The sequence below is a fragment of the Amycolatopsis sp. NPDC051106 genome (assembly GCF_040682775.1).
Lineage (GTDB): Bacteria > Actinomycetota > Actinomycetes > Mycobacteriales > Pseudonocardiaceae > Amycolatopsis.
On sequence record NZ_JBFBBQ010000013.1, the window covers coordinates 17,080 to 42,672 of the forward strand.

The 25,593-nt window shown below is 62.6% G+C and carries 21 protein-coding genes; 8 read left to right on the forward strand and 13 right to left on the reverse strand.

From position 1 onward, the window contains the following. Window positions 1-1,459: 1,459 nt before the first annotated feature. A complete protein-coding gene (locus AB0M83_RS12995) occupies window positions 1,460-2,245 on the reverse strand; it encodes a hypothetical protein (RefSeq protein WP_364516444.1) in 786 nt (261 codons plus the stop codon). 202 nt (window positions 2,246-2,447) lie between these two features. Between AB0M83_RS12995 and AB0M83_RS13000 the strand changes: the two genes are divergently transcribed. After that, the gene (locus AB0M83_RS13000; RefSeq protein WP_364516446.1) at window positions 2,448-2,777 is read left to right on the forward strand and encodes a hypothetical protein; all 330 of its coding nucleotides are present in this window, start codon (window positions 2,448-2,450) and stop codon (window positions 2,775-2,777) included. Between the two features lie 73 nt (window positions 2,778-2,850). Beyond that, entirely contained in the window at window positions 2,851-5,037 is a 2,187-nt protein-coding gene (locus tag AB0M83_RS13005) for a tetratricopeptide repeat protein (RefSeq protein ID WP_364516447.1), read from the forward strand. 88 nt (window positions 5,038-5,125) lie between these two features. Here the strand turns inward: AB0M83_RS13005 and AB0M83_RS13010 are convergent, their stop codons facing one another. After that, window positions 5,126-7,279: an NB-ARC domain-containing protein gene (locus AB0M83_RS13010; protein WP_364516449.1), complete on the reverse strand. Its 2,154-nt coding sequence runs from the start codon at window positions 7,277-7,279 to the stop codon at window positions 5,126-5,128. 459 nt (window positions 7,280-7,738) lie between these two features. Between AB0M83_RS13010 and AB0M83_RS13015 the strand changes: the two genes are divergently transcribed. Beyond that, complete coding sequence (locus AB0M83_RS13015; RefSeq protein WP_364516451.1) at window positions 7,739-10,051, forward strand: tetratricopeptide repeat protein; 2,313 nt, start codon at window positions 7,739-7,741, stop codon at window positions 10,049-10,051. A gap of 88 nt (window positions 10,052-10,139) precedes the next feature. Here AB0M83_RS13015 and AB0M83_RS13020 read toward each other — a convergent pair whose 3' ends face one another. Together AB0M83_RS13020 and AB0M83_RS13025 are read right to left on the reverse strand one after the other, a co-directional pair. After that, the gene (locus AB0M83_RS13020; protein ID WP_364516453.1) at window positions 10,140-10,424 is read right to left on the reverse strand and encodes a hypothetical protein; all 285 of its coding nucleotides are present in this window, start codon (window positions 10,422-10,424) and stop codon (window positions 10,140-10,142) included. 58 nt (window positions 10,425-10,482) lie between these two features. Further along, the gene (locus AB0M83_RS13025; protein WP_364516455.1) at window positions 10,483-10,755 is read right to left on the reverse strand and encodes a hypothetical protein; all 273 of its coding nucleotides are present in this window, start codon (window positions 10,753-10,755) and stop codon (window positions 10,483-10,485) included. A gap of 262 nt (window positions 10,756-11,017) precedes the next feature. Here AB0M83_RS13025 and AB0M83_RS13030 point away from each other — a divergent pair, with 262 nt between their 5' ends. Beyond that, the gene (locus AB0M83_RS13030; protein WP_364516457.1) at window positions 11,018-11,764 is read left to right on the forward strand and encodes a hypothetical protein; all 747 of its coding nucleotides are present in this window, start codon (window positions 11,018-11,020) and stop codon (window positions 11,762-11,764) included. A gap of 133 nt (window positions 11,765-11,897) precedes the next feature. Here the strand turns inward: AB0M83_RS13030 and AB0M83_RS13035 are convergent, their stop codons facing one another. After that, window positions 11,898-12,614: a hypothetical protein gene (locus tag AB0M83_RS13035; RefSeq protein WP_364516459.1), complete on the reverse strand. Its 717-nt coding sequence runs from the start codon at window positions 12,612-12,614 to the stop codon at window positions 11,898-11,900. Window positions 12,615-13,157: 543 nt separating this feature from the next. Between AB0M83_RS13035 and AB0M83_RS13040 the strand changes: the two genes are divergently transcribed. Beyond that, complete coding sequence (locus AB0M83_RS13040) at window positions 13,158-13,712, forward strand: hypothetical protein (RefSeq protein WP_364516461.1); 555 nt, start codon at window positions 13,158-13,160, stop codon at window positions 13,710-13,712. A gap of 79 nt (window positions 13,713-13,791) precedes the next feature. On the opposite strand, the gene AB0M83_RS13045 is transcribed toward AB0M83_RS13040, so the two are convergent. Both AB0M83_RS13045 and AB0M83_RS13050 read right to left on the reverse strand, forming a co-directional pair. Then, window positions 13,792-14,829 carry a site-specific integrase gene (locus AB0M83_RS13045; protein ID WP_364516463.1) on the reverse strand — a complete coding sequence of 346 codons (1,038 nt, stop codon included), beginning with the start codon at window positions 14,827-14,829 and terminating at the stop codon, window positions 13,792-13,794. After that, window positions 14,826-15,293: a hypothetical protein gene (locus tag AB0M83_RS13050; RefSeq protein ID WP_364516465.1), complete on the reverse strand. Its 468-nt coding sequence runs from the start codon at window positions 15,291-15,293 to the stop codon at window positions 14,826-14,828. Before AB0M83_RS13050 ends, AB0M83_RS13045 begins: the two co-directional genes overlap by 4 nt. A gap of 915 nt (window positions 15,294-16,208) precedes the next feature. Between AB0M83_RS13050 and AB0M83_RS13055 the strand changes: the two genes are divergently transcribed. Beyond that, window positions 16,209-16,772: a hypothetical protein gene (locus tag AB0M83_RS13055; protein WP_364516466.1), complete on the forward strand. Its 564-nt coding sequence runs from the start codon at window positions 16,209-16,211 to the stop codon at window positions 16,770-16,772. A 97-nt stretch (window positions 16,773-16,869) separates the two neighbouring features. Here the strand turns inward: AB0M83_RS13055 and AB0M83_RS13060 are convergent, their stop codons facing one another. Next, complete coding sequence (locus tag AB0M83_RS13060; RefSeq protein WP_364516468.1) at window positions 16,870-17,064, reverse strand: hypothetical protein; 195 nt, start codon at window positions 17,062-17,064, stop codon at window positions 16,870-16,872. A 1,004-nt stretch (window positions 17,065-18,068) separates the two neighbouring features. After that, the gene (locus AB0M83_RS13065) at window positions 18,069-19,046 is read right to left on the reverse strand and encodes a hypothetical protein (RefSeq protein ID WP_364516470.1); all 978 of its coding nucleotides are present in this window, start codon (window positions 19,044-19,046) and stop codon (window positions 18,069-18,071) included. Between the two features lie 341 nt (window positions 19,047-19,387). Between AB0M83_RS13065 and AB0M83_RS13070 the strand changes: the two genes are divergently transcribed. After that, the gene (locus AB0M83_RS13070; protein ID WP_364516472.1) at window positions 19,388-20,275 is read left to right on the forward strand and encodes a CHAT domain-containing protein; all 888 of its coding nucleotides are present in this window, start codon (window positions 19,388-19,390) and stop codon (window positions 20,273-20,275) included. A gap of 80 nt (window positions 20,276-20,355) precedes the next feature. Continuing rightward, entirely contained in the window at window positions 20,356-21,156 is an 801-nt protein-coding gene (locus AB0M83_RS13075; RefSeq protein WP_364516473.1) for a hypothetical protein, read from the forward strand. 61 nt (window positions 21,157-21,217) lie between these two features. Here the strand turns inward: AB0M83_RS13075 and AB0M83_RS13080 are convergent, their stop codons facing one another. The 4 genes from AB0M83_RS13080 to AB0M83_RS13095 all read right to left on the reverse strand — a co-directional run bounded on the left by AB0M83_RS13080 (window position 21,218) and on the right by AB0M83_RS13095 (window position 25,582). Continuing rightward, window positions 21,218-22,246 carry a hypothetical protein gene (locus AB0M83_RS13080; protein WP_364516475.1) on the reverse strand — a complete coding sequence of 343 codons (1,029 nt, stop codon included), beginning with the start codon at window positions 22,244-22,246 and terminating at the stop codon, window positions 21,218-21,220. Window positions 22,247-22,315: 69 nt separating this feature from the next. Then, a complete protein-coding gene (locus tag AB0M83_RS13085; RefSeq protein ID WP_364516477.1) occupies window positions 22,316-23,143 on the reverse strand; it encodes a DUF3800 domain-containing protein in 828 nt (275 codons plus the stop codon). 1,182 nt (window positions 23,144-24,325) lie between these two features. Next, on the reverse strand, window positions 24,326-25,153 hold the full coding sequence (locus AB0M83_RS13090) for a Scr1 family TA system antitoxin-like transcriptional regulator (protein WP_364516479.1): 828 nt from the start codon (window positions 25,151-25,153) through the stop codon (window positions 24,326-24,328). 87 nt (window positions 25,154-25,240) lie between these two features. Further along, window positions 25,241-25,582 carry a MarR family transcriptional regulator gene (locus AB0M83_RS13095; RefSeq protein ID WP_364516481.1) on the reverse strand — a complete coding sequence of 114 codons (342 nt, stop codon included), beginning with the start codon at window positions 25,580-25,582 and terminating at the stop codon, window positions 25,241-25,243. Window positions 25,583-25,593 lie beyond the last annotated feature (11 nt).

The following is a 25,593-nucleotide window of genomic DNA, read 5'->3' on the forward strand; positions in this document are numbered from 1 at the left end:
AGGACATCGAGATCTTGCGACATGCCCATCCGCCCAAAACTAACGCTACACAGCGAAGGCTGGACAGTGAGAGTAAGCCGAATTTATGGGGTCGCTTGTGAAGCTCAAAGCTGGAGGGGAAGGTTGCTTAACTCGACCACACCAGTATGCGAGTATATGCTGGATCTGCACCCCCCAGCCAACTCCACGAGGACTAGCAGCGCTCGCCCAGTATGCGTGATGCACGTTCGCCCGACCTGGCGAGACAATCGGCACAACTGCGCAACTGTAACACTCAGCCGTCGGATCGCGACTTGATAAGGCCAAGCCTCTTAGCCACGGAAGGGTCAACCAGATGATCGACTTAGTGCAGAGATATATCTGGTTCCTGATCAGTCCTGCATTAATTGGAGCGGCGCTGCTCGTGCGGGGAGCCATCCGCCAGTTAGGCCTTGATGCAACATCGGCCTTTTTGTGGCTGTTTCGTCGACGCGTTCGCAAGGCTATTGCATCCGCAATGAACTTACGAAGATACTGCAAAATAGTAGCATCGACTCCAAGTGTTCAATTTTTACAGGTTCCAGGAGCGGATCGATCAACGTCGCTTCGAGTTGACGATCTTTTTGTGAGACTCCGCTTAGATATAGCCTCAAATATATCGAAGGTATACACCGATGACAATATCCTAGAAGCCGCCAACCGAATACAGATTGTAGGCGACCAATCAGGAGCGTACTGCGTAGCGTAGTTGATGATGATCGCAGTGATCAAAGCAGCACCAGTGGCCATGGCAGTACGCATGTATTGATTATGCCTAGCACGAACGGCTCAAGCCAGAACTGTTTCCACCGGCCTCGGCCAGCGGCGTCTTCCGCGTCGCCGAGGCCGGTCGGTGAAGGTTCTTCGCCGTATGCCCCCCAGGACCACACTGAGCGGCGGCCGGGGCACCCGATGCCGCCGATCCTCATGCCGAGCCCGCTCCGCGACAGCTCGAACTTGCAGTGGCACCTGCCGACGCGGCGGCGAGTCCGGGCATCGAGGTGTTCAAGCCCTTCGGCAGGACCTGGCCGTCGCGGTCACGGACGTGCCGCGAAATCACGCTCGGCCGACTGCATGAACGTTGTCAAGATCATCAGCCAGCCCATCGAGGTCACCCCGATGGACCACCCTGGACCAGGCGCAACATGATCGTCGCGGGGGCGCCTGACCACGAGGCTCCCGCGACGAGCCGGCACCGGCTTCAGAACGTGATTCCCACTTGACGTGCCATACTCGCTAGTCGGCGGTCGGATCACCGAGCCGTTGCCCTGCGGGTTCCCTTAAGTCCGGAATCACCGGCGACAACCATTTCAGGAGGCAACGTGCGACGCTCGGGTCGCGACGCCCGCCGGAATCATCATTCCCCCTGATTGATGTTCCCGCTCACCGTATGGGAGCTGAACTCATTGCGTGTCCCCGCCATGGTTCGCCACGCCGACCCTCAGTGCTCTGCTCCGTGACGGAGCCCGCCATGGAGATGCCCTACCTGGATCGCCGTGCCGATTTCCCCGCCACTGATGATGTTCGTCGTGTCTGGAAGCCCGCGCGCCGCCACTGCTCTCGAGGTCGCTGTCGCCGAGCTGGTATCGAAGCCGTGGACCAGCAGGTCGCCGCTTGGGCGGGGAACGTAGAGGTGGACTGTGCCCTGGTACTCCTTGATAGTGACCCGTTGTTCCACCAGCGGCGCCAGCCGGGCATATTCCGTCAGAAGAACGTCCTCGTACACTCGCTGCGACAACGCCACCGCCAGGAACGTCTGCTCGGGGTCGGACCGGGTCAGCAGGTCGCGAACTTCCGGGGCGTCGAGCAGGCGGTGGGTCGTGATCACCGCGCCGCCGATCGCGGCCGCTGAACCGGTGTCTGCCGCGGAAACTAGGACGGGGCCGACGTTCAAGCTCGCGCGCATCCGCAGCCGCACCCGCCGCACTCCGGTAGGCCATTGGCTGTCACGGTCTGCCAGCACTTCTTGAAGCGTGTCGAACAAGCGCATCACGACCACGGGGAGGTAGCGCGTGTCGAAGCCGAGCCCGAAGCCGTCCCCGGTGCCGTGGGGGAAGAGCGCCTCGCGCCAGACGTGAGCCAAACCGGCGCGCTCGAAGGCGAGTGCCAGCACGTCCGGGACGGCGTCAGCGAGTACCGCCTGCCCTCGATCGGAGTGCCCGCCGAACTCCTTTGTGTCCACGACCAGCACCGCACGGTATGGCGGCAGCTCGCCCTCGCTCGTCATCCCGCTCCTCGCCAGATCGTCGCAGCAGGCCACGGTACCTTGGCGAACTCGAGCCGTCAGTCGCTCGACAGAGACTGTCCCGGATTTGTCACTTGTCCCGGAACCCGACACCGTTCGCCGGCACTCGGCGCTTCGTCATCGGGTATCTTCGGCAGGACGGCCGCGAAGTCCGGGAGGGTGCGTTATGCCTGAGCCTGTGTTGGTGTCCGTCGCCGCGGCTGTCGCCGGGCGAGCGGTGGTCAGCCTGTATCACCTGGTGAAGGCCAAGTTCGCGGACGACCCCGAAGCGACGGCGGTGCTGGAAGCCGCCGAAGGCGCCGAACAGGAATCGCCGCAGGTGCGGCAGCTCGCCGCAGCACTGGAAGCGAAGCAAACCGAGGACCCCGGCTTCGGCGAGCAGGTACGAGCCGAATGGGAGCGGCACACGAGCGAGCAGCACGCCACGTTCGGCGGCGTGACTAATCACATCTCGGGCCACGTAAGCGGGAATGTTGTTCAAGCTCGCGACATCACCGGTGGCGTCAAGTTCTAACTGAGCCTGTGGTCACTATCGCCGCGAGCGTGGCAATCAAGCCGGTGAGGGAACGACTGCGGCGGGCGGAGCGATGACGGTTGCGGACCAGCGCGAAGAAGGTCGAGACGACGCTTCGTCCGTCAGGCCGCACAACGCAGTATTGGGCGCGGTGATCGGTTCGGTGGTGCAAGCCAACAAGATTACCGGCGGCATCCACTATCACCTGCCGCGACAACAGATCCTGGTACCTCGACAACTTCCCCCGAACCCAACCCCCTTCGTGGGTCGTGCTCACGAACTCTCCACGTTGAGTATGTCCGCGGACCACCCGGATGATGTCGGCGGCGTGATGCTGATCTCTGCCCTGGCGGGGGCAGGCGGGATCGGCAAGACCTGGCTCGCGGTGCATTGGGCACACGAGCATGCCGCCGAGTTCGCGGATGGACAGTTGTTCGTCGACTTGCACGGCTTTGCCCCTTCAGGAGCATCGCTTCCCGCCACCGACGCACTGCGCATGTTCCTGGAAGCGCTCGGCATCGCCCCTGCGCACATCCCCGCTGATCTAGGCGCTCGGACGAGCTTGTACCGCAGCCTGGTAGCCAACAAGCGGATGTTGATCGTCTTGGACAACGCTGCCACCGGCGAGCAGGTCGAACCCCTGTTACCCAACTCGCCAGCCTGCACCGTACTGGTCACAAGCAGAAAGACGCTCTCCACGCTGATCACCCGGTACGGCGCCAAACACCTGCCTCTATCTGTCCTCAGCGAGGACGAGGCACATGTACTTCTTACCCGCCGCCTTGGACACACACGCGTCACCACCGAACGCGACGCGGCGAAGGAACTGATCCGACTATGTGGGCGCCACCCGTTGGCGTTAGCCCTCATGGCCTGCCGTGCTCATGCCCGCCCCCAGCTGCCTTTGGCCGAATTCGCCGCCGAGCTATGCGAGCTGGGCCTAGCCGCGCTCGACGGTGACGATCCCCTGACGAGCTTGCCCAAGGTGCTGTCCTGGTCTGTCCAGGACTTCACAGATCAGCAGCACGCAGTGTTCGCCCTCCTCGGCATCGGCCCAGGTCCTGATATCTCTCTGCCGGCAGCTGCCGGACTGACCGGTCTTGATGAACGGCAGGTCGCCTCGGTAATGCGGCAGTTGGAGGAGGCATCGGTGCTCGACCGCCACCCGGGCGGCCGGTATTCCATGCATGATTTGGTCCGCGCCTACGCCGCTGCGACGGCCCACAACGACCTAACCGAGGAGACACGAATCGCGGCCCTACGGCGAGTGGTGGACTTCTACACCCACACTGCCTGCGCGGCCGATCGTCTCCTCGCACCACACCGAACACCCATCCCGGTCGGTCCGGCCATCCCCGGCGCGAACGTGAGACAGGTGACCGACGGTCCCGCGGCAATGACATGGTTCGACGCCGAACGTGCCGACTTGCTGGCTGCTCAGCACGTCGCGAAGATGTACGGCTGGCATGACGCAGTGTGGCAGCTGGCTTGGGGGTTGACCACTTTCAGCGAACGACGGGGGCAACGCCAGGATCAGCTCACCGCGTGGCGAGCCACGCTGGACGTCATCGACTTTCTGCCCGACCCAACCGCACGCATGAATATTCTTCGGAATCTCGGTCACGCCTATACACACCTAGGTCGCCACGAGGAATCGATCAAGAACCTGCACCAGGCCCTCGAGCTGGCCGCACAACATGACAAACCGATCCACGAGGCCCACGTCCACCGGATGCTCGCGTGGGACTGGGGACGGCAGGGAAGCAACCGTCGAGCTCTTGCACACGCGGTCCGTGCGCTAGATCTCTATCGCGTCCTCGATCTGCCTGCGTGGGAGGCGAACGCGTTCAACACGGTTGGCTGGTACGCCGCCCAGCTAGCCGACTACGACACTGCACGGACGTACTGCCAGACCGCCCTCGCCCTACATCGGCGTCACGACAATTCCGACGGCGAGGCCAATACTCTGGACAGTCTCGGATATATCGCCCGCCGCACCGGCGACCACAAGCAAGCCATTCACTATTATCGGCAGGCCTGTTCTCTCCTGCGCGTTCTCGGTGACACCTACGCATCAGCCAGCGCGCTCGACTGCCTCGGAGGCTCTTATGCAGCGGTCGGCAAAAACACTCAGGCGCGTACCGCGTGGCGGGAAGCGCAGGAGCTATATCGGCAACAAGGGCGAGATTCCGACGTCGAGCGAGTACAGTGTCAGCTCGATACGTGTGGCCATCAACCTCTGAACTTCTCACTCACGTGATGAATGGCAGGCTTCGCGCTTCGGGACCGGCGGAAACAGAACATCGACGTGACTGTGGTGAGCCGCCAGCCGAAGGTCGATCGTCGGATCATTCTGCTCGCATGTGCGCACGGATTTCCGCGGAACGCGGGAGATCGAACATGTCGTAGATCTCCAATGCCTTCTCCCAACAAGCCGCGGCGCGTCGACGATCACCCAGCTCGACGAGTGAATCCGCCATGACGTCGAGGAGTCTGCCGACACCCCTAGGGTGACCACGGCGCTTGTTGAGCTGAGCGAGTGTTTCATCGCAGATCTTCACCACTTCGGCGTGCCGGCCGCAGCTCTGGTACGCCAGGGCGAAGTGATAGGGAGAGGCGGACTCGAGACCTTCAGCGTCGCCGGCTCGCCGACGCAGCACTCGCTCCTGTTCAGCATGGCGGAGGGCTTGCTCATGGTGGCCGAGATGGGCATGGGCCTCGCTGAGGTTACCTTCAACGACCCCCTCCATGCGTCCGTTCTGATATCCGGCGCTCAACGGCCGCGCTCTGTGCAGATAGCCGATGGCGTCGGTGTATCGGCGCTGGTTGAGGCTAATCAGGGCCAGGGTATTGAGCGCCCATGACATTATCGATGGCTGGCCAAGACGTTCCGCCAGAGTCAGACACTGTTTGGCGACTTCAATGGCCCGATCGGCATTGCGGTCAGGCATGTCACAGAGAAATTCTGCCAACTGGCAGAGCAGGTGGGCTTCGATAAGTTCTTCGCCGCTTCGTTGGGCGGTCGCCACGGTGGACTCGAGAACGTCGAAGAGGTCGGTCCACCGTCCCCGGCGGGTAAAGATTCCTATCGCTCCGTATATCAGCACCACGGTCAGATTGAGCAGCGCTGCGTTGGTGCAGACCTGGCGCAGGACTGCGGACACATTGGCGGCTTCGTCGTCCCACCAGGCCATGACGTCCTCGATCGAGGACAACGCCAATACTGGTAGGTCATTTGGGATCGGCTCGTGGAAGGGGGCAGTCGAGGACGGCGGGTGAGTGATCCTTTTCGCTGCTGTCACCTGCTGGGTGTACCACTCCAGTAACCGGCGTTCTGCCTGCTCGCGCTCGGCTTGCGTGTTCTCGAGGTTGGCCTGTTCGGCGGCGTAACTGTGCAGCAAATCGTGGAGGCGGTAGCGATATCGTCCAGCGGACTCGATCAGGTGAGCCGTGGCCAGCTTTTCCAGCAGCCGCCGAGTAGTCGGTAGATCTAGCCCGGTCAAAGCGGCGGCGGCGTAGGTGGTGATGTCTGGTCCCGGGGCCAGACCGAGCAGCCGGAACAGGCGCGACGTGACGACGTCGAGCATGCGATAGGAACCGTCGAACACCGCGCGGACTGTGGCTTCTTCGTCGTCGGACACGCTCAGTGTGTCCAGGCGGGCTTGTTCGTCGGCGAGTTCGGTGATGAGATCGGCGATGGTGAGGCTGGCTTCGGCGATGCGAGCTGCCGCGATGCGCAAGGCCAAGGGCAGCCTCGCGCACAGCCTGATCAGTTCGTCCACCTCGCCGGCGCCCGCCGCGTCGATCGCAGGGCCGATCAAATTCTGAAGCATGCTCGTGGCTTCGTCCGGACTCATGAGGTCCAACGTCATCCGGCGCGCCGAGGTGTTGACGACCAGCCCGGTCAGCGACGCACGGCTGGTGACCAGGACCAGGCACCCAGGGTGTCCTGGAAGCAGTGGCCGAACCTGACCGGGCGTGTTCGCATTGTCCAAGACGATCAGCACGCGCTTGCCGGCGAGCAGCGACCGGTACAAGCCGGCCTGGCTCTCGATCCCGGCAGGAATCATCTCGCCCGGTACACCGAGGGCCTGAAGGAATCCTTCCAGCGCCTTGCCAGCGGACAGCGGGTCACCCGGCCCGTAACCGCGGAGGTTGACGAAGAGGGTTCCATCGGGAAACTGACGTTCGACCTGGCGCGCCCAGTGCAGCGCAAGCATCGTCTTGCCGACGCCGCAGGTTCCGTTGACCGCCGTGATTACCACGGCCCCCACGCGGTCGTCCTGGTCGTCCACAGGTAGCTGCGCGGTCAAGAACGCCAATTGCTCCTGCCGCCCCGTGAAGTCGGGCATGATCGGTGGGAGCTGCCGGGGCACGACGGGAACCGACCACCATCGATTTGCGCCCGTGACAGACACCTGCTGAATCGCTCCGGCCTGGACGACCGATCCAACATTATGACCACGGGCAACATTTCGGGTGAGGTCACTGGTCGGCTCCATGGCAGTGGTCGTGCCTCCCTCAGCGATCCCTCAAGCGCGGCGACTTCGTGGGCGATTCTCTTGGCATCCTCCGGTGAGGCCCTCGACCTCAGAGGTTCGCTGCCCGACCGCGAGACCGTCGGGTCCCCGGCGGGTTTGGCACCCTCCCGGCTTGGTGACCGCATACCTCCACGCCCGTGCCAACACCGATCCGCGGTGGCGTCAGCGTGGTGAGTTAGTCGCGCCAGGCTCCATCATTGTTACGCAACCGGTCACTTTCCGTAAACATGCTCTCTATGCCGCTGGTCGTGCGCATCGCGTACTAGCCCGTGCCAAGGGGCGCGGTTTCTCGGCGCGCTGCAGTCTGCTGAGAACGGAGCACGATCGGGCCGCCGTCGGGCCGCGCAGCTGTGTACCACCATTTGGGTCAGCTTGTCGGCTCCCGCCATATGCGTGCGACGGCGTCGGGATACTGGATCGATGAGCCACCATCCCGATCAGCCGGTGCACGCCGGCACGGCCAATCACGCGACTGGCGGCGTATCCGGGAATCTGGTCCAGGCCGGTATCATCCAGGGTGGCGTGCATTTTCACCAACAGACCCGTCCGATCGTGACCTTCCCCCATCGGGCTGGTGTCGCGCCGCAGCAGGCGGCGGCCTTTCAAGACCGCGGAGGGACTACCCGCCTGCTAGCGCAGGCATTGGAGCGTGGGGACGCCGCGGTACTGACCGCTCACCCAAGATTTCACACCGGCGTGGTGTCGGGGATGGGCGGGGTCGGTAAGACACAGGTGGCGCTGGACTATGCCAAGCGGCTGTGGGCCTCGGGCGAGGTGGAGTTGTGGCTGTGGGTGACGGCGGGCTCGCGGGCGGCAATCGTGTCCAGCTACGCCCGCCTGGCCACGGACCTGACAGGCGTCGAAGATCCCGACCCCGAGCACGGCGCACGACGGCTGCTGGAATGGCTAGCCGGCACCCGAACACGCTGGCTAATCGTGCTCGACGATGTCCAGAGCCCGGCCGACCTACGGGGCCTGTGGCCGCCCGCCACATCCACCGGACGGGTGGTAGTGACTACCCGGCGCCGCGACGCCGCGCTACGCGGACACGGCCGCTGCCTGGTCGAGGTCGACGTGTTCACCCCTCGGGAGGCTGATGCGTACCTGCACGCCGCGCTGGCCGACCAGCAGCACTTGGTGGAGGGCGCGGCCGAGTTGACGGCCGAATTGGGGTTTTTGCCATTGGCGTTGGCGCAGGCCAGCGCCTACATGCTTGACAGGGGGTTGTCCTGCGCCGACTATCGCACCCGGTGGGCGAGCCGTCGGCGGAGCCTTGCGTCGCTGATGCCTGAACCTGACGGGCTACCCGACGAGCACCGCGCCACCGTGGCCACCACGTGGTCATTGTCGATAGAGCAAGCCAACCGGTTGGAACCGGCGGGGATTGCGGGCACATTGCTGGACGTGGCCAGCGTGCTTGATCCCAACGGCATCCCCGCCGAACTTTTTACCTCCCCACCGGTCGTCGCCCTGCTATCAGTCGACTCGGAACGCGAGGTCGACGCCGAGCAGGCGCGCGATGGGTTGGGATGCCTGCACCGATTGAACCTGATCGCCCTGCACCCGGACTCGATGTCTCGAGCGGTGCGGGTGCACGCGTTGATCCAGCGCGCCACCCGAGACACCCTGCTCGCCCAGAAGCTTCCGGACGTGGCGTACGCAGCGGCTGACGCACTTCTGCAAATTTGGCCGGAAGTCGAGCGGGACGCCGCGCTGGGACAGGTGCTACGCGGCAACGCCGACGCACTTGCTGACGCTGTCGGCGAGCTCCTGTGGGAGTCCGATCGATATGCGGTGTTGTTCCGCGCGGGTATCAGCCTCGCTGACAGAGGGTTGGTCGCCGAGGCAAGGGGCTACTTTCACCGACTCCACACCACCGCCACGCGTCAGCTGGGAGGCGACCATCCCGACACTTTGACCATCCGTAGCCACCTCGCCGTCTGCCGAGGGGAGGCAGGCGATCCCGCTGGTGCCACAGCCGCCTTCCAGGAACTGCTCATCGACCAGCAGCGGGTGCTCGGTCCTCACCACCCCGACACCCTGGCCACCCGTGGCAACCTCGCGCGCTTTCGGGGTGAGGCAGGCGATCCCGCCGGTGCTGCAAACGCGTTCGACGAACTGCTTACCGACCAGCTCCGTGTGCTGGGTCCTGACCACCTCGACACCCTGACCACGCGCAGCTATCTCGCCTCCTGGAGGGCGCGTGGGGGTGATCTGGCTAGTACTGCAGCCGCGTTCGAAGAACTGCTTACCGAAGAGCTGCGCGTGCTGGGTCCTGACCATCCCGACACCCTCACCACCCGCAACAACGTTGCGCGATTTCGAGGGCTTGCGGGTGATCCTGCTGGCGCCGCAGCCGCCTTCCAGGACCTACTCACCGACCGCCTGAGGGTACTCGGCCCTGACCACCCCGACACCTTGGCAACCCGCAACAACCTCGCCTACTGGCGGGGTGAGGCGGGCGATCCCGCCGGCGCCGCAGCGGCATTCGAGGAGCTACTTGCCGACCGACTGCGGGTGCTGAGCCCTGACCACCCCGACACCTTGACGACCCGTGGACACCTCGCCTGCTGGCGGGGTGAGGCGGGCGATCCCGCCGGCGCCGCAGCCGCGTTCCAAGAACTGCTCACCGACCGACTGCGGGTGCTAGGCCCTGACCACCCCGACACCCTGACCACCCGCAACAACCTCGCCTACTGGCAGAACCAATCTTCCGATGGGCTGAATTCGTGATCAAGCTCAGCCGGTCGATAATGTCAACCCAGCTCGTGCCTAATCGAACATCCGCTTCTGCCGCGAAGGGTGCCAGTATCGGCATTTATCATTCCCGATGAATGTGGAAGTCCGAGCAAGTCGGCTCAGGCGTTGCATGCCTGACTCCCTCCATCGAGGAACACCACGAGGACTGGAGGCTCGTCCAGCAGAGCATGAGATCCTCGGTTTCCCGAGTCCGCGAGAGTCCAACCGTCGAATCGATGAACGCCTGCGCGTCCACAGCGTCGACGTTGCCGCCGAGCTCTTCGATCCGTGCCCACTCCCGCGCCACGCGAGGCACATCGCCGGTCTGGGCCAGCACATCGTGAGCCGAAGTGTTCAGCTCGGACACCCACGACCCCTCGTAGTCGGAGTCCGGCTCCCGGCCGCTGGCCACACCAAACTCTCGCTCACGAGGTTCGGACTCCACGGCACCTGCTGGTCGCCGCGATCATCATGCCCAACACGACTATCGGATCGACGTCCTTCGCGTCGATCCCGTCGAACACATTGCCCACCGGAGTGCGCCACCACCGGCATCCATCACCCGCCGCACGGCGTCGGCGGGCTTGCCGGAACTCCGGTGTGGGCAGCAGCCACACGGCATAGCCGGGCACCGCGAGCAGCGGCTTGACGAGAGACGGCAGCAGCCGGAGGCCCTCGGCGACGAACTGCCCGCGCATACCGCTGAGTGCGCTGCTCGGAGCGCTGATAGCCGGGCTCGACGTTCCCACCACGGCTGGACGGACCGCAACCACCGGGGCCACTACGCCCAGACGAGCGCCCGCCCCCATAACCATGAGCGCCCACTACAGTTGAAATACACCAACGCTGATACGTCCAAACGGGTTAACCGTCCGACGATGCCAGGGGCCTACCTGCCAAGCGGGTCGTGAAGACGTATCGTTCCCCTCTGCCGCCCGAATCGCGCTCAGGAGGAATCCGGTGGCTGACACTCCGGATCGGCCACCTGCAGGCTCCACGGACAACACTTCGACAGGTAAGAAGCTCGAGAACGTCATACAGGGCCGAGACATTTCGGGCCCGATCCATTTCCACGGGCGGTCCGGCACCGGCCTTGTTGTGGCTGTTGCCGTCGCTATGGTGCTGGCCCTCGCCGCACTGGCGCTGGCTGCGGCGGGGCGAGGCGGCGACACCCCGGCAACCTCAATCGCACAGCCGTCTCCCGGCGACGGCCCGGCAGAGCCGAGCCAAGCGCCGGAGTGGAAGCCGCTCCACGCCTGCAAGCTGCTGGATCCCGAGTCAGTGGCGTTGTTCTTCGGAGTGTCGCTGGACCAGCTACAGCCCGGTGCGGAAATCGGGCCGATGCCGGAAGCGACCCCAAATCGCGGGAAAGTGACGAATTATACCAATTGCGTATGGAAACCTATGGATCCGGCCGACCTGCGTACGCTCGTTTGTCACTATCTGAGCTTCGTCAACGACGACGAGGCCAAGGCTGCGTTCGACGCCATGATCAAGATCAAGAAGGGACAGTCCGGCGACGCCACCCTGATAACGCCGCCGAACATCGGCGACAAAGCCGTCATCGCGGACTCTCCTGCACACTGGATGCTCGCCGAAAAAGCCGGTTTCGTCGTCGACCTGTCGTTCGAGCCCGCCGAAGCCCGAAACAACGGCGAATTCCGCACACTGGCGACTAGCGCGGCCAGCCGCGGCCTCTTCGCTTGAGCGCGAACCCGGGCGGCAGCGCGATCCAGCGACCGGGTCAGCAGGGACCTTTGTATGGACCGGGGCACCACGCCGAAGCGTCACCGCCGGCGTGGTGCCCCGGTTCGTGGTCGGATTCGAGCGCACCCAAGGATTACGTGTGTACTGGCGCGCTTTGGGCACGGACGCGCGCCACCAACATCCGTGAGGTCGTCGCGCCGACCCGAAGCTGTTTTCGCAACGTCTCCGCTGAGATCGGACGGCCGATCCGCCGCCAATGTTCGGCGTCCGCGCGTCGCGCCCGCTCCACAAGTTCCTCGTCGAGGTCGGAGGCAGGCGCGGTCCTTGTCTCTAACTCCTCACGACCCAACTCGACTACCTCGTGAACCTCCGGGTTGGCGCTGTCCGACTGAAGGTCCAAGGGCGAAGCCGCAGCTGACCGGCCCGACTCGGAGGCGTTCGCAGCGGTCAATGCCCGCAGGAGACCAGGCCCCGTTTCGGCCCAACCGATGAGCAGGAGCGGGCCGACCGAGTCGAACGCGGCCTTGCCCCACTGGCCAGCGGACACCGGGTCAGCGACGTTCAACAGCAGGGTCACGGCGCTCGCCGCCAACAACAGCCGCCGAGCCGGCCGAATCACCTCAACGGAAGCACCCCGTAGCGACAGGGACCGAATGGCGACCAGCAGCCCGACCACGGACAGATCCACCGCAGGCGCCACCAGCGGCGCAATCCAGACCGGCACGCCCAGCCGAAGCGCCAACGTGAACACGTTCCCGAAACCGAACAGGAACGTCAGCGCCACGATGACCCCGACGATCAGCGTCACCGCCGACAGCACCGGATCACGGTCCTCGCTCGGGCTCAACACAGCAACCACCCTGCCCGGCAGTTCCCGCCCGGCCCCGCGCCCTCAGCAATTGACCTGCACGGATACCTCGACAGAATCCGGCACGGACGAGCCCGAGAAGTGCCCGAGAGGTCTCGCACACGTCGACAGAACGCGGTATAGTCCGACACAAGTGATGGCCGTTGACCAGCCGAAAAGGTCTTGTCCGACATCACTCGGCACCACCCGACACCCCAAAACGCGTTCTCTTAATCAGCGGGTTGAGATACCGGCGGTACCCAAAGATCGTCGCTCGAGCACAGTGCTCCGTCAGATGCCCGGGCATGTCCGCCGCACACTTTGCTCGAACGATCCTGACAAGCTGGCGCACTCGACCAGCCGTCGACACACGCAGCCGATAAAGGCTGAATTGAACCGTCCCTTGCACAGCCAACAACTCAAGTTGTCGCGTTGAGCTGAGGCTCCGGTGCAGAGTTGGCAGTCAAGCCCATCGCGCGGCACACTGACACTAGTGATCCACTTGGATGACCGACGCCCTCCCACGTCAACGCACGTGGAGGGTACGTGTCCACACCGTCGAGCGCCGACGAGAAGGCGGCGACGAGCAGCGCTCGCGCTACCAGGACTCCGGCCGACATCCCGTCCAGCTCTCATGTCGTACAGCCCGCCGACCGCATCGTCGAGACGCTCGCGATCCCACCACTATCCAGGACGAGCTCCACGGTCACGGCGCTTCCCGTCCCTCCGCTAGAACCGCTAGTTGATAACTCGACGGCGGGTTTTGCCCTCGTGCGGGTGGACGGCTCAGGCACCGTTGCGTCGAAGGCAGCCATCACGCTGCTCGGCTGGTCTGCGGGGATCCCGATTCGCTACGACATACGTTCGGGACTGATCGTTGTCACCGCAGACCCGACCGCTGGACGGCGGGTGCCGGCGAAGCTGAATCTCGTATTGCCCACAAAGATCCGTTCCCGCTGCCGTATCCGCGCCGGCGACCAAGTCTTCCTCGCCGCGCTGCTCGAGCACAAGTTGCTGGTCATCTACCCGCAGCGCCGTCTCTACGACATGGTCCTCGCCTACCACGCAACCCTTCGGACCGAGCCCGGTTCGCTTCCCTGATCAACCGGGAGCCATATCGCCGCCGCTCTTGTGGGGTGTCCGCGCGACACGACAGCGGCGCGAACACCCCGCAGGCTGGTCAGGCGGGTGCTAGCGGATGTGGTTCACCGGTCAGGGCGGACAGCGCGTTGGCGACTTCGGTGATGTCGGCTTTGACGTAGGTGGTGGTGGTCAGGTCGCTGCCGCTGTCGGCGTGTCCGGCGTAGGCGCGGGCGACGCCGATGCCGAAGCGACGTTCGACCCAGGTCAGGGTGGTGTGGCGGAGCCAGTGGGCGGTGACGCCCATGGCCTTGGCCCAGTCGAGTTCGTTCTGGACGCGGTTGAAGATGTAGTCGTAGCGGCGTTTGGTGATTGGCAGACCGTTGGCGTAGCGCAGCAGCTGTCCGTTGCGGTCGCCGTCACCCCGTTCTTTGGCGTGTACGAGTAGGTGGCGTATCAGTGTCGGCGAGACGGGCTGCCAGCGTTCGGTTTCGCCCTTCTCGCGCAGCAGGATCAGGCACTGTTTGTCGTCGAGGTCGCGGGGCCGTAGGGCCAGTGCGCCGCCGCGGCGGCAGGCGGTCTCGACGTGCAGGCGGCAGATCAGCGCGTCGAGTTCCGGGTCGTTGCCGGTGCTGGCCACGACGTCGGAGATCTCGACGAGCCGGTCGTTGGCCAGGCCGCGCCGGGTGGAGGGGTTGCGGCGCGGTTTGGTGACGCGGATGGCCGGGTTGTTGCGATCATCGATTCGCTGGTCGTTGACCAGGTGCTTGTAAAGGCAGCGGACGGCGGCGATGAAGTTCTCGGCCGCGTTGCGGCCTCCGCGGGAGTTGCGCCGGACCCGGGCGGTGCGGCGGACGATCTCGGCCTGGGTCTTGATCTCGCTGGCGGTGATGGTGTCCATCCGGCGGCCATCCCAGGCGGCTTTGGCTTTATTCCAGTAGGAGCCGTAGGAGGTGGCAGTGCTGGGGGAAACGAGCCGGGCGACGACCGGAATCCATTCGTTCATCGTCGGGACGGGCTTGCGGTCGCCGTTCTCGGCCGGTTCGTTGAGGAGATCGGCGGGGTTGACGCCCAGGCGCGAGAGCAGCAGCCGGGCGGCTTCGAGGTCGGCGGAGTTCGTGGTGGTGGTTTCGGTCATTGGTCCGCCTCCCCAGCGGCAAGGGTCGCGTGAAAGTCGCGCAGCATCACGTGTACTACGTGTTCGGGGTGCACGACCAGGACGTCCTGAGCGAGGTCGGCCACGAGCAGGACGCGGCTGCCGGCCAGCACGCGGCAGCCGTGCCGGACCGGGGCGGGTAGCACGACATACGGTTTGGTGGTCATCCGGAAGACACCGTCGCTGCGACGGCAGATCACTGCGGACGAGCGAATCTGCGCGATCAGCAGACGGTCACCAGGTTTCCAGTCCAGGGCGGTGACGATGCCGCGGTCCTGGATCCGGCCAGAGGCGTCCAGCAGCGCGGTGGAGAACCGCCGCTGCCCATCCGTGGCTAGTTCCGGCAGCGCCGGTATCGGCAGCGGGACGAGGGTTCCGGCCTGTACAGGAGCAGGCTCATGCCTGCCGGCGCGGGGCGGGAGCGTGAGCGGCGCGATGCCGGTCATGACGCACCTCCCCGATAGCGGTCGCGCGGGGAGGGCGCGGTCAAGATCAGCCTAGCCGAGACGAGCAAGGGCTGAACGCCAGAAAGACCCGCCGTGGCGGGCCTGTTACTCTGTGGTGCGGGAGATATCCCGTGTTTTTGTGTCCGAGGACGATCTTGCTCACTATCTACACGCCTTCCACTTGGCGCGTTCTGAGCTGCATGGCGGGCTTGTTCGCCCTTCACGATCGTGAGCTCAACGGTGGCCGCGGCGGTGCCAGCTCAGCGGTCACCCGTGGAACGCCGTAAGCGCCCCCGGTGCTCGACATAGATCTCGGCGATCACCCTCACCAGCTCGTCCTCGGCCTCCGCTCGCGTAGCACGCGCCTGCTCGGCGGCGACCCACTAATGGAAGCCCTGTCGATGCAGGCCCAGGACCCAGCACGACCGCTTCACACCGAACTCGGTGCGATGCTCAAAGATGAACCGGTAGCGGTAGATCGTCGATCCGTCTCGCGCGCAAAATAGGCGGCGCTTTCCGCAGGATCTCCTTCTCATACTCCAGCTCAGCAACCTTTTTACGCAACCGCGTCACCTCATCGGCCACTCCAGGATCCCCACCGGCAGGCCGGCCTCCGCCGCCTACTTGGCCACGTTGACCCACGACCGCAACATCTCGCGGTTGACCCAGCTCTCGGGCGCTCTACCGCAACCGACGATCACTCGAGCTCACCAGCTCCACCGCATCGCGACGGAACTCCGGATACTTCGACCTGCGCGACACCAGGACATCCTCCCCCAGACCACCGTCTGGAATCAAGGTGTCCGGCCCCATGGGGCAACCCCATGTCTACACCCGTAACGGGTAAACATGCTGACAGACATCGGGGCGTGGCGGTCACGGGCGTGAGTTGCGGCGTCCGGCATAATGTCTCACATGCGGAGATCAAAGTTGACGGTTGCGGCTGAAATTGCAGGTGTTGGCGCGCTGGTTGTCGCAATTGCCGCTTTATTTGTGGTCGTATTCTTTGATACCGGCGTCCGAATGCCTTGGAATTCCGGCGCCAACGCGCAGCCGAGTTCGAACACCGCGCCTATGTCGGATTCGACATCCAGTGCAGCCCCCCGGAATCCTTTCGCCCAACGGGCGGATCCGACACCAGGAAGCAAGATGGAGGCAGCGGCGAAAGATTCAACGACCGAGCCAAGTCGTAGTCACGACGACTTTTGGACCAGCTGGCTCGGCCTCTGCTTTGCTGCTTTCGTGGCCTATCTTGTTGTGGCCATCGCTTCCATTATTATCGGCTTCTTGGTTAACGCATTTTTCTTTCCCGATAATCCGGCCGCAGTGGGAGTTACAATCTCAACCCCTTTGGTGAGCATGCTATATCTATGGCTCTTCTGGCCATTCTTGTCAGTCTTTGGAAGCATATTGTTTGTAGCACTCACTGCGGTAGCCGCCGTCTGCTTGGCATTTGTATTGGAGGACTGGATTTTGTGATTTAGCACGTCAGCCCCTTCGTGCACCGTAGTGCGGATGGCGCCGTTAAGCAGGAGGCCGACGAGCGCTTCTTGTCGGGTGCGCCAAGGGCCGCCCGTCACGGTGAGCCCGTGAGCGCAGTTGTCGTCCGGGCTTCGCAGCGGCATTTCAGGCCGCGCGCGAGGTAGCCGAGCAGGATCGAGTCACCGGCGAGTACGCGGTAGATGCAGGAGATCTCGAAGCCCTCGCCGCGCTCGACCTCCACGGTATCGACGTCGATTACGTCCCTGCGCGTCACCGGCCGCACGATCACCGTTTCAGAATTCGTGAGGGTTTTCGTGACATTCCTAGGCATCGGCACACGGGCGTAGGCGGACGCTCGACAGTCGCGCTCGGCACGGCCGCATCGTCGGACGTGTGCCCAGCGTTAGCTAGCTCGGCGATAGCCAACTCCATGAGCGCGGCGGCGGGCACATCGCCGGAAAGCCCGGCGTGCCGCGCAGCGGCGAGCGCGCGGCCGGCGCGGTCGAGTGGGGTGAGCAGGTCCGCGCGGTCAGGCTCGGCGGCCAGGCGCTCCCGGCCGGCGCGCTGACGGCAGGCCGGTCCAGTCATCCGCCGACTCCAATTTTCGTGACTTGTTTCGTGACGACGGCGCCACTCCACCGTGCGATCACGAAATTTGTCACGGAATCAGCCGTCACAACTTGTCTCAGGGACCCGTCACGCCGTCACGCCCGGTGTGACGGCCGGAAATGCTGGATGACCTGCGGAAACGTTTCGTGTGACCGCTGTGACGGCTCGCTAAACCGTCACGGTTACTCGAAACGGCCCCTCGTGGGTCGTTTCGAGGCGTCCGTCGGACAGCCGTCCCAGCGCGGCCAGCGTCACCTACGCGCGGCGCGCTGCGGCCGCAATCAGGTCTGCGGCCGCATCAGCAGCAGCGGGCCAGGCTCCACCAGAAGGTCCCGGGCTCGCTACACCACGCACTCGGTAGTCAAGTAAGCGGTCACCTCAGCGATGCGCACCCAGCGACGGTCGTGTTCGACGACGAACAACACGTACAGCCGACGCAGCAGCACCGTGTCCACATGGAAGGGATTCCACCGCCAAGGTGCCTTGGCATGGGGCGCGAGGAACCGCTCCCACGTCGGCCCCAATCGACGCGGCGCCGGGTCCCTCTGAGTACCACGCCGGCCGTCGCAGGCCCCTGGCTACCTTTACACCGTCTGGCGCGACCCCAAGAACGACTTCGGCGACGACGCCTTGGCCCGCCACCTCGCGGCGTTCCACCGGGCCCCTTTAGGCCACCGTGTCGGGCTATCCGCCACTGTCACGACTTACCGCCACGGCCGACGCGGTCGGGTCGGCATCGGGGCGCCCCAATTGTCGGCGGATCGTCGGAATCTGGGTTCGGAGATGCGTCTCGACCTGCTCGAGCCGATCGGCGAAGCTCTCGGTTTTCCGGCCGTAGTAGGTGCCGACAGCGTTTCCGGCCTCCCGCACGATCGAGCTGACATCGGCGGCGAGTTCGACGTGTTTGTCTTCGAAGGCGAGGGTCGATGCGAGCAGACCTGTTTCGCCCCTGGCGAGGGAGAGCGAGGTCCAGGGCTGGTGTGCCCATGACGCGTAGTGCGCTGTGGCGCTCCACTGGTGATAGAGGCTCTTTCCGTCAACATCGATGAGGCATCGAACAGGCGCAAGGGAGTGGAACGGCTTTGGTTGTCCGCCCTGGTAGATCGCGATGTTCCGGCCGTGGCCGTAGTCCTTCCCGAAGGGCCTGACGTCAAAGCCCGCGTCCTTTGCGAGGCGTTGTGTGTACTCGACCGAGCCTCGTTCGTCGGGCGGGATCGTCGCGCCCCCGGAGCGCTGTTCGCAGGCCGACCACAGATGGAAGCGCGCAGAACGATAGAGCCGTTCGCCTGGGTCAGCTGGAAGCAGCCAGGCGGCCAAGGCGGTGCCTTCGAGAAGGGTGCGCGCGAGCGTGAAGGCGGCGAAGCCTGGCCACCCGTTCGGATGAAGACCGCTGTCCTGCAGCGCATCCGGCGGGTAGATCATCGCCAGCGACCTGAGGTGGTGCAAGACGCCTCTGACCGCGTTGTTAGCACTAATCTCGGCCTCGACGAGCAGCCGCGTTCTCCCGCCAGCCGACTCATCGGGCCCTTCGAGGGGTTCCCACTGGTCCCACGGAGCGGACTCGTCGCACTGCTGGTCCATGCTCAAGGCGTGCCATGCGTCGCGCACCACCTGGTATGCCCAGGTAAGGTGATATAGCGTTGAAGGGCCCTCGGTGGTCATCGCGCGAGACTACCTGCGATGCCGTCGAGCTACCTCCGGTTTTAGGCTCGGGAACATGTTCGCGAGCACTCCAGCTCGCCCTGGATGTCAGCGCCCCTGCAGTGCGGCGCGCCTGATTGCCGCCCTGGCTCTCATCGAGTTAGATGAGACAAGGAACAAGGACGGCAGGCGATACAATGAGCATCCAACAAGATCGACGGCAGCTAGAAGCAAAACAAAAATCTCAATCTGATGCTGCTCGTAAAGCCGCAGATCTCCGCACGAGGGAGTCGCGTAAGCGAGCAGATGCCGCCCAGGCTCAGCAAGCCGCCGGTCGAACGAGTAGCGCCAGCCAAGCGCGCATGAAGACGTCGGAGGCTACGCGAGCGCTAGAGGCGGCGAACAAGTTCGGCCGCGACGCATCAGCTCTAGAAAGTAAAGCTGCTAGTTATGGAGCCGACGCGGCGAACCTGCAGGCCAAGATTTCACGGGCAGAAGCCGCCGAAAGGGAGCGTCTCGCCCGTCAGCAGGCCCTCGCTCAGCGCGCGGCCGAGCAGGAGCGGCGCAAGTTTGCTCAACAAATCAGCTTCACACAGCAGAGAGTCTCAATGACCGAGACGGCATTGCACCACCTCAAAGCACCGAAAGTGGAGAAACTTCGCATCCTTATGCTCGGCGCTTCCTCGCAGGGAGACTTACGCGTTGGACGGGAGCACACTAGGATTCGGCGAGCAGTGGAGGTCGCCGTGCACCGGGACCAGGTGGAGATTGACGTAAGACTGTCGGCAACTGCACAAGACCTTCTGGAAGGGATTGCGAAGTTCCGCCCACACGTTGTCCATTTCTCCGGACACGGCGACGACCAGTTGATCGTCTTCGAAGATGACATTGATGACCTGCACGAAGGTGTGATCATAACTGCGAGCGCCTTTGCCGCCGCTTGCGCAGCCACTGACGACCCTCCCACATTAGTAGTACTCAATGCATGTCACTCGAAGGGAACTGCTGAGGCGTTGGTTAACCGCTGCGCACCCCTGGCAGTTGGAATGAACGGAAGCATCGATGATGCCGACGCACTCCAGTACGCAACGGCGCTTTACTCCTCAATTGCCAACGGTCACTCAGTTGGCTCCGCGCACGCTGCCGGCAAGGCGGCAATTGAACTTTCTGGCGGCGAACACGACCTTCCCTATCTAGCATTGACTCCTGGCATTACGGCGAGCGTCGTCAAGCTCGTCCAGGAACCTTGAAAAGAAACAGTAACCGCAAAGTCACTACCAGACGATCCACCCCAAGGCAGAGAACAACATGATTGAGGAGAAGTAAACACTTGGAAGAGCCTCGAATCAGAGTCCCTAGATGGACAAGAGCGGCCTACAGCAATCCTCCTTTCGTCCGAAAATCTGATGAATTCAGGTTCGTCGCCGAGGGCAGCATCGAGTGCTGGCGCGGCACGCCTCACGAACTTCTAAGTGTCGCCGAAATACTTACAACACAGCGCACGGTTTACACTATTCAAGCATCTATAACATGGATAGACGGTACCGCTTTTCGAGCAGAATCAGTTGAAGAAGTTCGCGCAAAATTAGGAAGCCAGAATCTAAATAGGGTGCTGGCAATACGAGTAGAAGCAAAGTCGTCAGATGACACTGTAAACACCGCACTAGTGGCCAGAAATAAAATACCAGGAGTCATCGTACACGTTGAATCAACCGATGAAAGCCAAGCTTTAGGGGCTGCAGAGTTGGCCTTTAGACAACTAATGCTCGGATACGTGGATCGCATGGGAAGCTTTCGTGCACCAACTTGGATGCTCACCGCGCTAACACCAATGCTTGTATTTGGCCTGCTCATCAGCGGGAAAATAGATAACGGCGCAATTAGAGCAACGGCAGCAGCTTTGGTGGCGGCAACATCGATAGCGACATTCGCCGCAACATATAGGCTGCTTATGTTCTCAAAAGGATTCGAATTAGTTGACCAGATTCCTCGATCAAAGATCGCCGGATTGCTGGCCAGCACACGAAGCATCTATCGAAACCGTTGGACAAAACCCATACTTGCCGGACTCATGGCTATCATCTTGGGCATTATTGGAAATAAGCTGTCGGACCTTATTCCATTCCCCTGATTAACCTATTCGAGATATTGTAGTCACCACATGCGTTCTTGCACATCCGTTCACGGTCACTTCAATATTTCTCACTTTCTAACCGCAGCTGATTGAGCTCTGCTTCTACTACCGAGCCGCGCATTTCATCGGGCTCCCAAATCACGTGATCGATATCGTCGAATAGAATATCCCACCTCTCAAAAGCGGCCGATATAGTGACCAAAAGCCGACCTGTGACCATCTCAGGAACCTCAGTCAGGAAGGGTCCGGCCAAATGCATAGACCCCGCCGAACGCCTCACAGCGGAAGGGGCATATCGCAACTCAAGTAGCCGCATTATATGACGCATCTCGTCGGTGAATACTCCTTCCATCACCTGTTTTTGTAGCTCGCCACAAAAATCTAGAAATACTCGACCTTTAGTGGTCACTTGAACCAGGAGGGCGCCTCCGCCGAACTGGCTCGCAAACCCCGATCCCAACAAGCGCAATAGTCGTTCACGAACCGCGCTTGCAGACACTCCCAGGGCCGCCGAAATGTCTTTTGTAGACTTATATTTCTCGCGTGTCGTCGACAACAAGTGGAGGACGGCAATATTTAGACCCGCCACACCGCTAGCGCGCACGAAGAAACGAATATCCTCCGGCCCGAGGTTTCCGAACACGATATTCATCAGAATATCGCGATTGACGTTCTCTTCAAGCATTCCAGAGACGAATTTGCGTTGCGTTTCGTCGTCAGCATCGAAGTCATTCGGCACCCAAAATACCCGGAGACGGTGTGGTCGCACCGGCGCACCGCTCGAACGAAAGTCTCTCATGCCCTCAGAGAGCAATCTCCGTGCCTTAATAGTATCTCGCGCTACATAAGCGCAAATTTCCGCATCTGGATCAAGTAGCATCGTGCGCAAGTCCTTATCGACTCCGGCAGTATGACTCCAGAGCGTTTGCCCCACCAGTGGACGAGACCAATCACGACGCAACTCACATGCGAAGTCAAATTTCCGTCGCTCCGCTTCCACGTACGCATAAAGGCGCGATTTAGACATTCTACTCAAAACATCGGTGACGCATTGAGATAGGAATTGATGCTCTGCCGATTCCGCCACGCTTCAATCTCCCTGATACTCACGACCAAGATCGTTGATAATACCTACAGTCTTCGATGATTTGTCGAGCTACCCGAGACCGTCGTCATCATAGTATGGATGCCCCTTTACGGGTAGCACAAAACCCGTGTTGCGTCCCGGCTTTGAACAACCCGTCTCACCAAACGCTTGGTAGTAAAGGTTATACTTCGGAGGAAAAATCACCAACCCAGCACCGTTGACATCACCAAGGCTGTGACGGTGCATAATCTTCACCAATTTTGGCGCCAAATCAAGTCCCGACTTCCTTCCCGCGATTGCGGCAGTCGTCGAAGCGACAACGAGGTCAGCGAGTTGAAGATGTGGCACATGATGACTTGGCGCCGTAACAATGGGAAGAACAATTTTCCCGGGCTCCACATATTCAGTGCCGTCACCTGTGATGCATAAAGTGTCAGCAAGCCAGCGTCCCTCCTCCGCCGAACCTCCACCAGGCTTGTCGGCGATCATGATCCCAATGTCGTCGTAGTCGTCCAACAACATAGATACTCGCTCGAACAACCACTTGAGGATTTCGCGCCCGACCTCCGCCTGGTTGCGTTGCGTATACGAGGCGGAATGGTCAATGACCACAACGATAGACCTAACTTGATGATCAATCGCAGCTTCAAGCATTCGCGCTCGGAGTGCGCCAGCAACCTCGCCACCAGCGCTCGCGAGAAAACTGCCCTTGGGAGCTTTCCATTTGATCTCTTCCTGCGAAGGAATTCCAAGGTCGATGCGAATTGCAGCCAATGTATCGGCGTAAGTGGCCACTTCTTCCTCAGGAAAAATTACGGCCCCCATCGCCATCAAGTGCCCTAGACCGCGACGGGGTGGCTCTCGCTGCTGACTATCATCGATGAACACCAGTCGCATAGCAACCGCCTTTCGCTAACCTTTCACGAGCCACTTGGCACATAGTCCAGATCATGATCGGTCCCGTGGCGTTTTCGTGTCGTAATATTGTCGCTGACAGCGGTGCGTGAGTTACAGACTGTACGTCTCGATTTGGCGAAGATTTCTGCAGTCGCCTACAGGAGACCCAACGTTGCCAGCATGGTTCGACTTCTCAGCGCAACAACCTCCGTGTCACCCCTGCCTGAAGGCCGCCGTAGAGCGCAATCCAACGGAGGTCGTTCTGCCCGGTATGCCTACGGCTGCCCTCAGGAGGAGCGCTGCCTGGCGGTTCAGGCCTCCCAGCATCGACGCCAATCCGAGTGAGATGGCAGAAGCGGTTGGGAATCGTCGGCGAGTATGCAGTAGTTACCTGGGGCCGGAGTCTTCGCCGCGTGCCCCAGAGTCGACTCCGCATCGATCATGCGTTCGATGTCGGAGGTCGAGTTTCTGACACCGCAGGTGCGCGGATCTGGCCGTCGCAGCCCGTCCAACGAGCCGTCACGACTCCAGGCTCTTGACGACAGCCGTAAGGGCCAGCTGACCTGCAAAGATCCCATTTGTGTCGGTTGTGACGGATGCGCCGGAACGGGCCACAGCCGTCACAATTCGGCCGCTTACGGCGCCGCTCTCAAGCTACGAGGCCATCTGCTGTCACATCGGACGCTTGGGCCGGCACACGGCGCGGCGATTATGCACACTCCTGTCTGAAGCAGCCCAGTGTGCGATCAATCAGTCATGGCCGAGCGTCGTAACGCAAGGTCGTACGGCGTGAGGCGGTCCGGTCTCCCGGTACTCCAACCCACAGTCTTCTCGATATGCTCCGCGTACTCCGCTCACGAGGGTGTAGCGCTTCAGAACGACGACGGCACCTTCAAACCTGCCAGTCGGCACGCTTAACCTGGCTAATTCACGAACGACCGGTTCGATCCTGCCGAAGTGGGATTCCCTGCTCACGACGATAGACGACGTCACAGCGTTCGCACTGCCGAAGAATCCGGCGCTGTCGACGCTCGTCGGACAACTTGAACGCCACGGCGTCCGAGACTCCGCAAAGCATCGTGATGACCTGCCCGGGTGCCGGAATCTCCGTCAGGCGGGTTCGATGCCACTCGCCGGCGATCACTGGCTGGATCAGAAGCGGTTCGATGTAGATTGTCGCGGTCACCGTGTCGCTCGAATCAGGGCAGGTGCGCTCAAGGCGGACGTGCTCGCCGGCTCATCGAACGCGCGCCGCAGCAGCGCCTGTGTTGTGTCGTGATAGCGGCTCAGCATTTTGCGATCGGCCAGGTAGGTGTTGCAGTGGTGGTGCCTTAGCACCACCGCGATCGGATCGGAGCGATCCTCGAAGAGCGTGAATGCGCCGATCGACTTCAGCGCGATCTCCGTTGACGGCACGATCCGGATAGTCACGTGCTTGAGCTGCGCCGCCGCGTGAAGATGCTCAATCTGCTCGTTACGTAGGTCGTCCATGCCGCGTAGTGCCTGGTCACCGATAAGGAACAGGTAGCGCCGGTCCCCTCGATCCAGTGCCTGGTGGCGGACTTGGCGGCTTAGCTGCTCCATGTCCCTGCGGTCGTCCTCTACCACGCCCTTGTCGAGCACTCGTTCGGTATACGCCCGCGTCTGGAGCAGCTCGGGAATGCCCGACGGTGCCCACTCCACGACACGGCTAGAGAGCTGTTCGTACGTCCACAGCAGGTGCCCGAGCTGCGCGTCAGACGAGTCGACCAGATTCGCGTCGCCGGCGTACGGGGCGAACGCCATCACCCGGTCGTACTCAGCCGACTCGACCCGGAGGTATCCGAGGATCCAGGCCACGGCCGTCGCGGGCGCGACTCTGACGCCCAACTCCCACGCCGAGAGAGTCGCGGGACGAACCCCGATCTTGTCGGCCAGCCTCCGCAACCCGATTCGGCGGCGCTCACGGGCGTCTCGCAAACTGCTGCTGACAGCGACAGTCGCGGGCGAACATATGACCGACTTGGGCATCTTCAGATCCTTGCTGAGGGCTGTTCGCAGCAGGTGGCGAGCACGTGAGCTGCGGTTTAGAACGGTCTGGTTAGCGAGGGCCAGCTGTCACGGTGGACTCTCGCCGGGGAGTGCAGTTCGGACTTCCGCGACCAGGGCGCCAGCTGTTGCCGCGACCGTCTTTAGGGCGCCGATGTGCTCCAGCAGCCGCTTCAAGCCCAACGTGGTCAGGCGGAGTTCGCGGGGTTCGGCACGGCACTGTAGGTAGCCGGCCGCGCGCAAGAACTCGATGTGCAGGTCGAGGTCGGGCGTGGGAAGCCCCAAAGCCTGCTGAACTGCGAGTTGCGAACGCCAACTGGTGTCGGCCAGCAGGCAGGCGATGAACAGGCGGACCGGCTGGAGCAACAGCGCGTCGAGGTCCGTACGCGAAGGGGGCGAGATCGGCGTCATCGCCGCCTCAC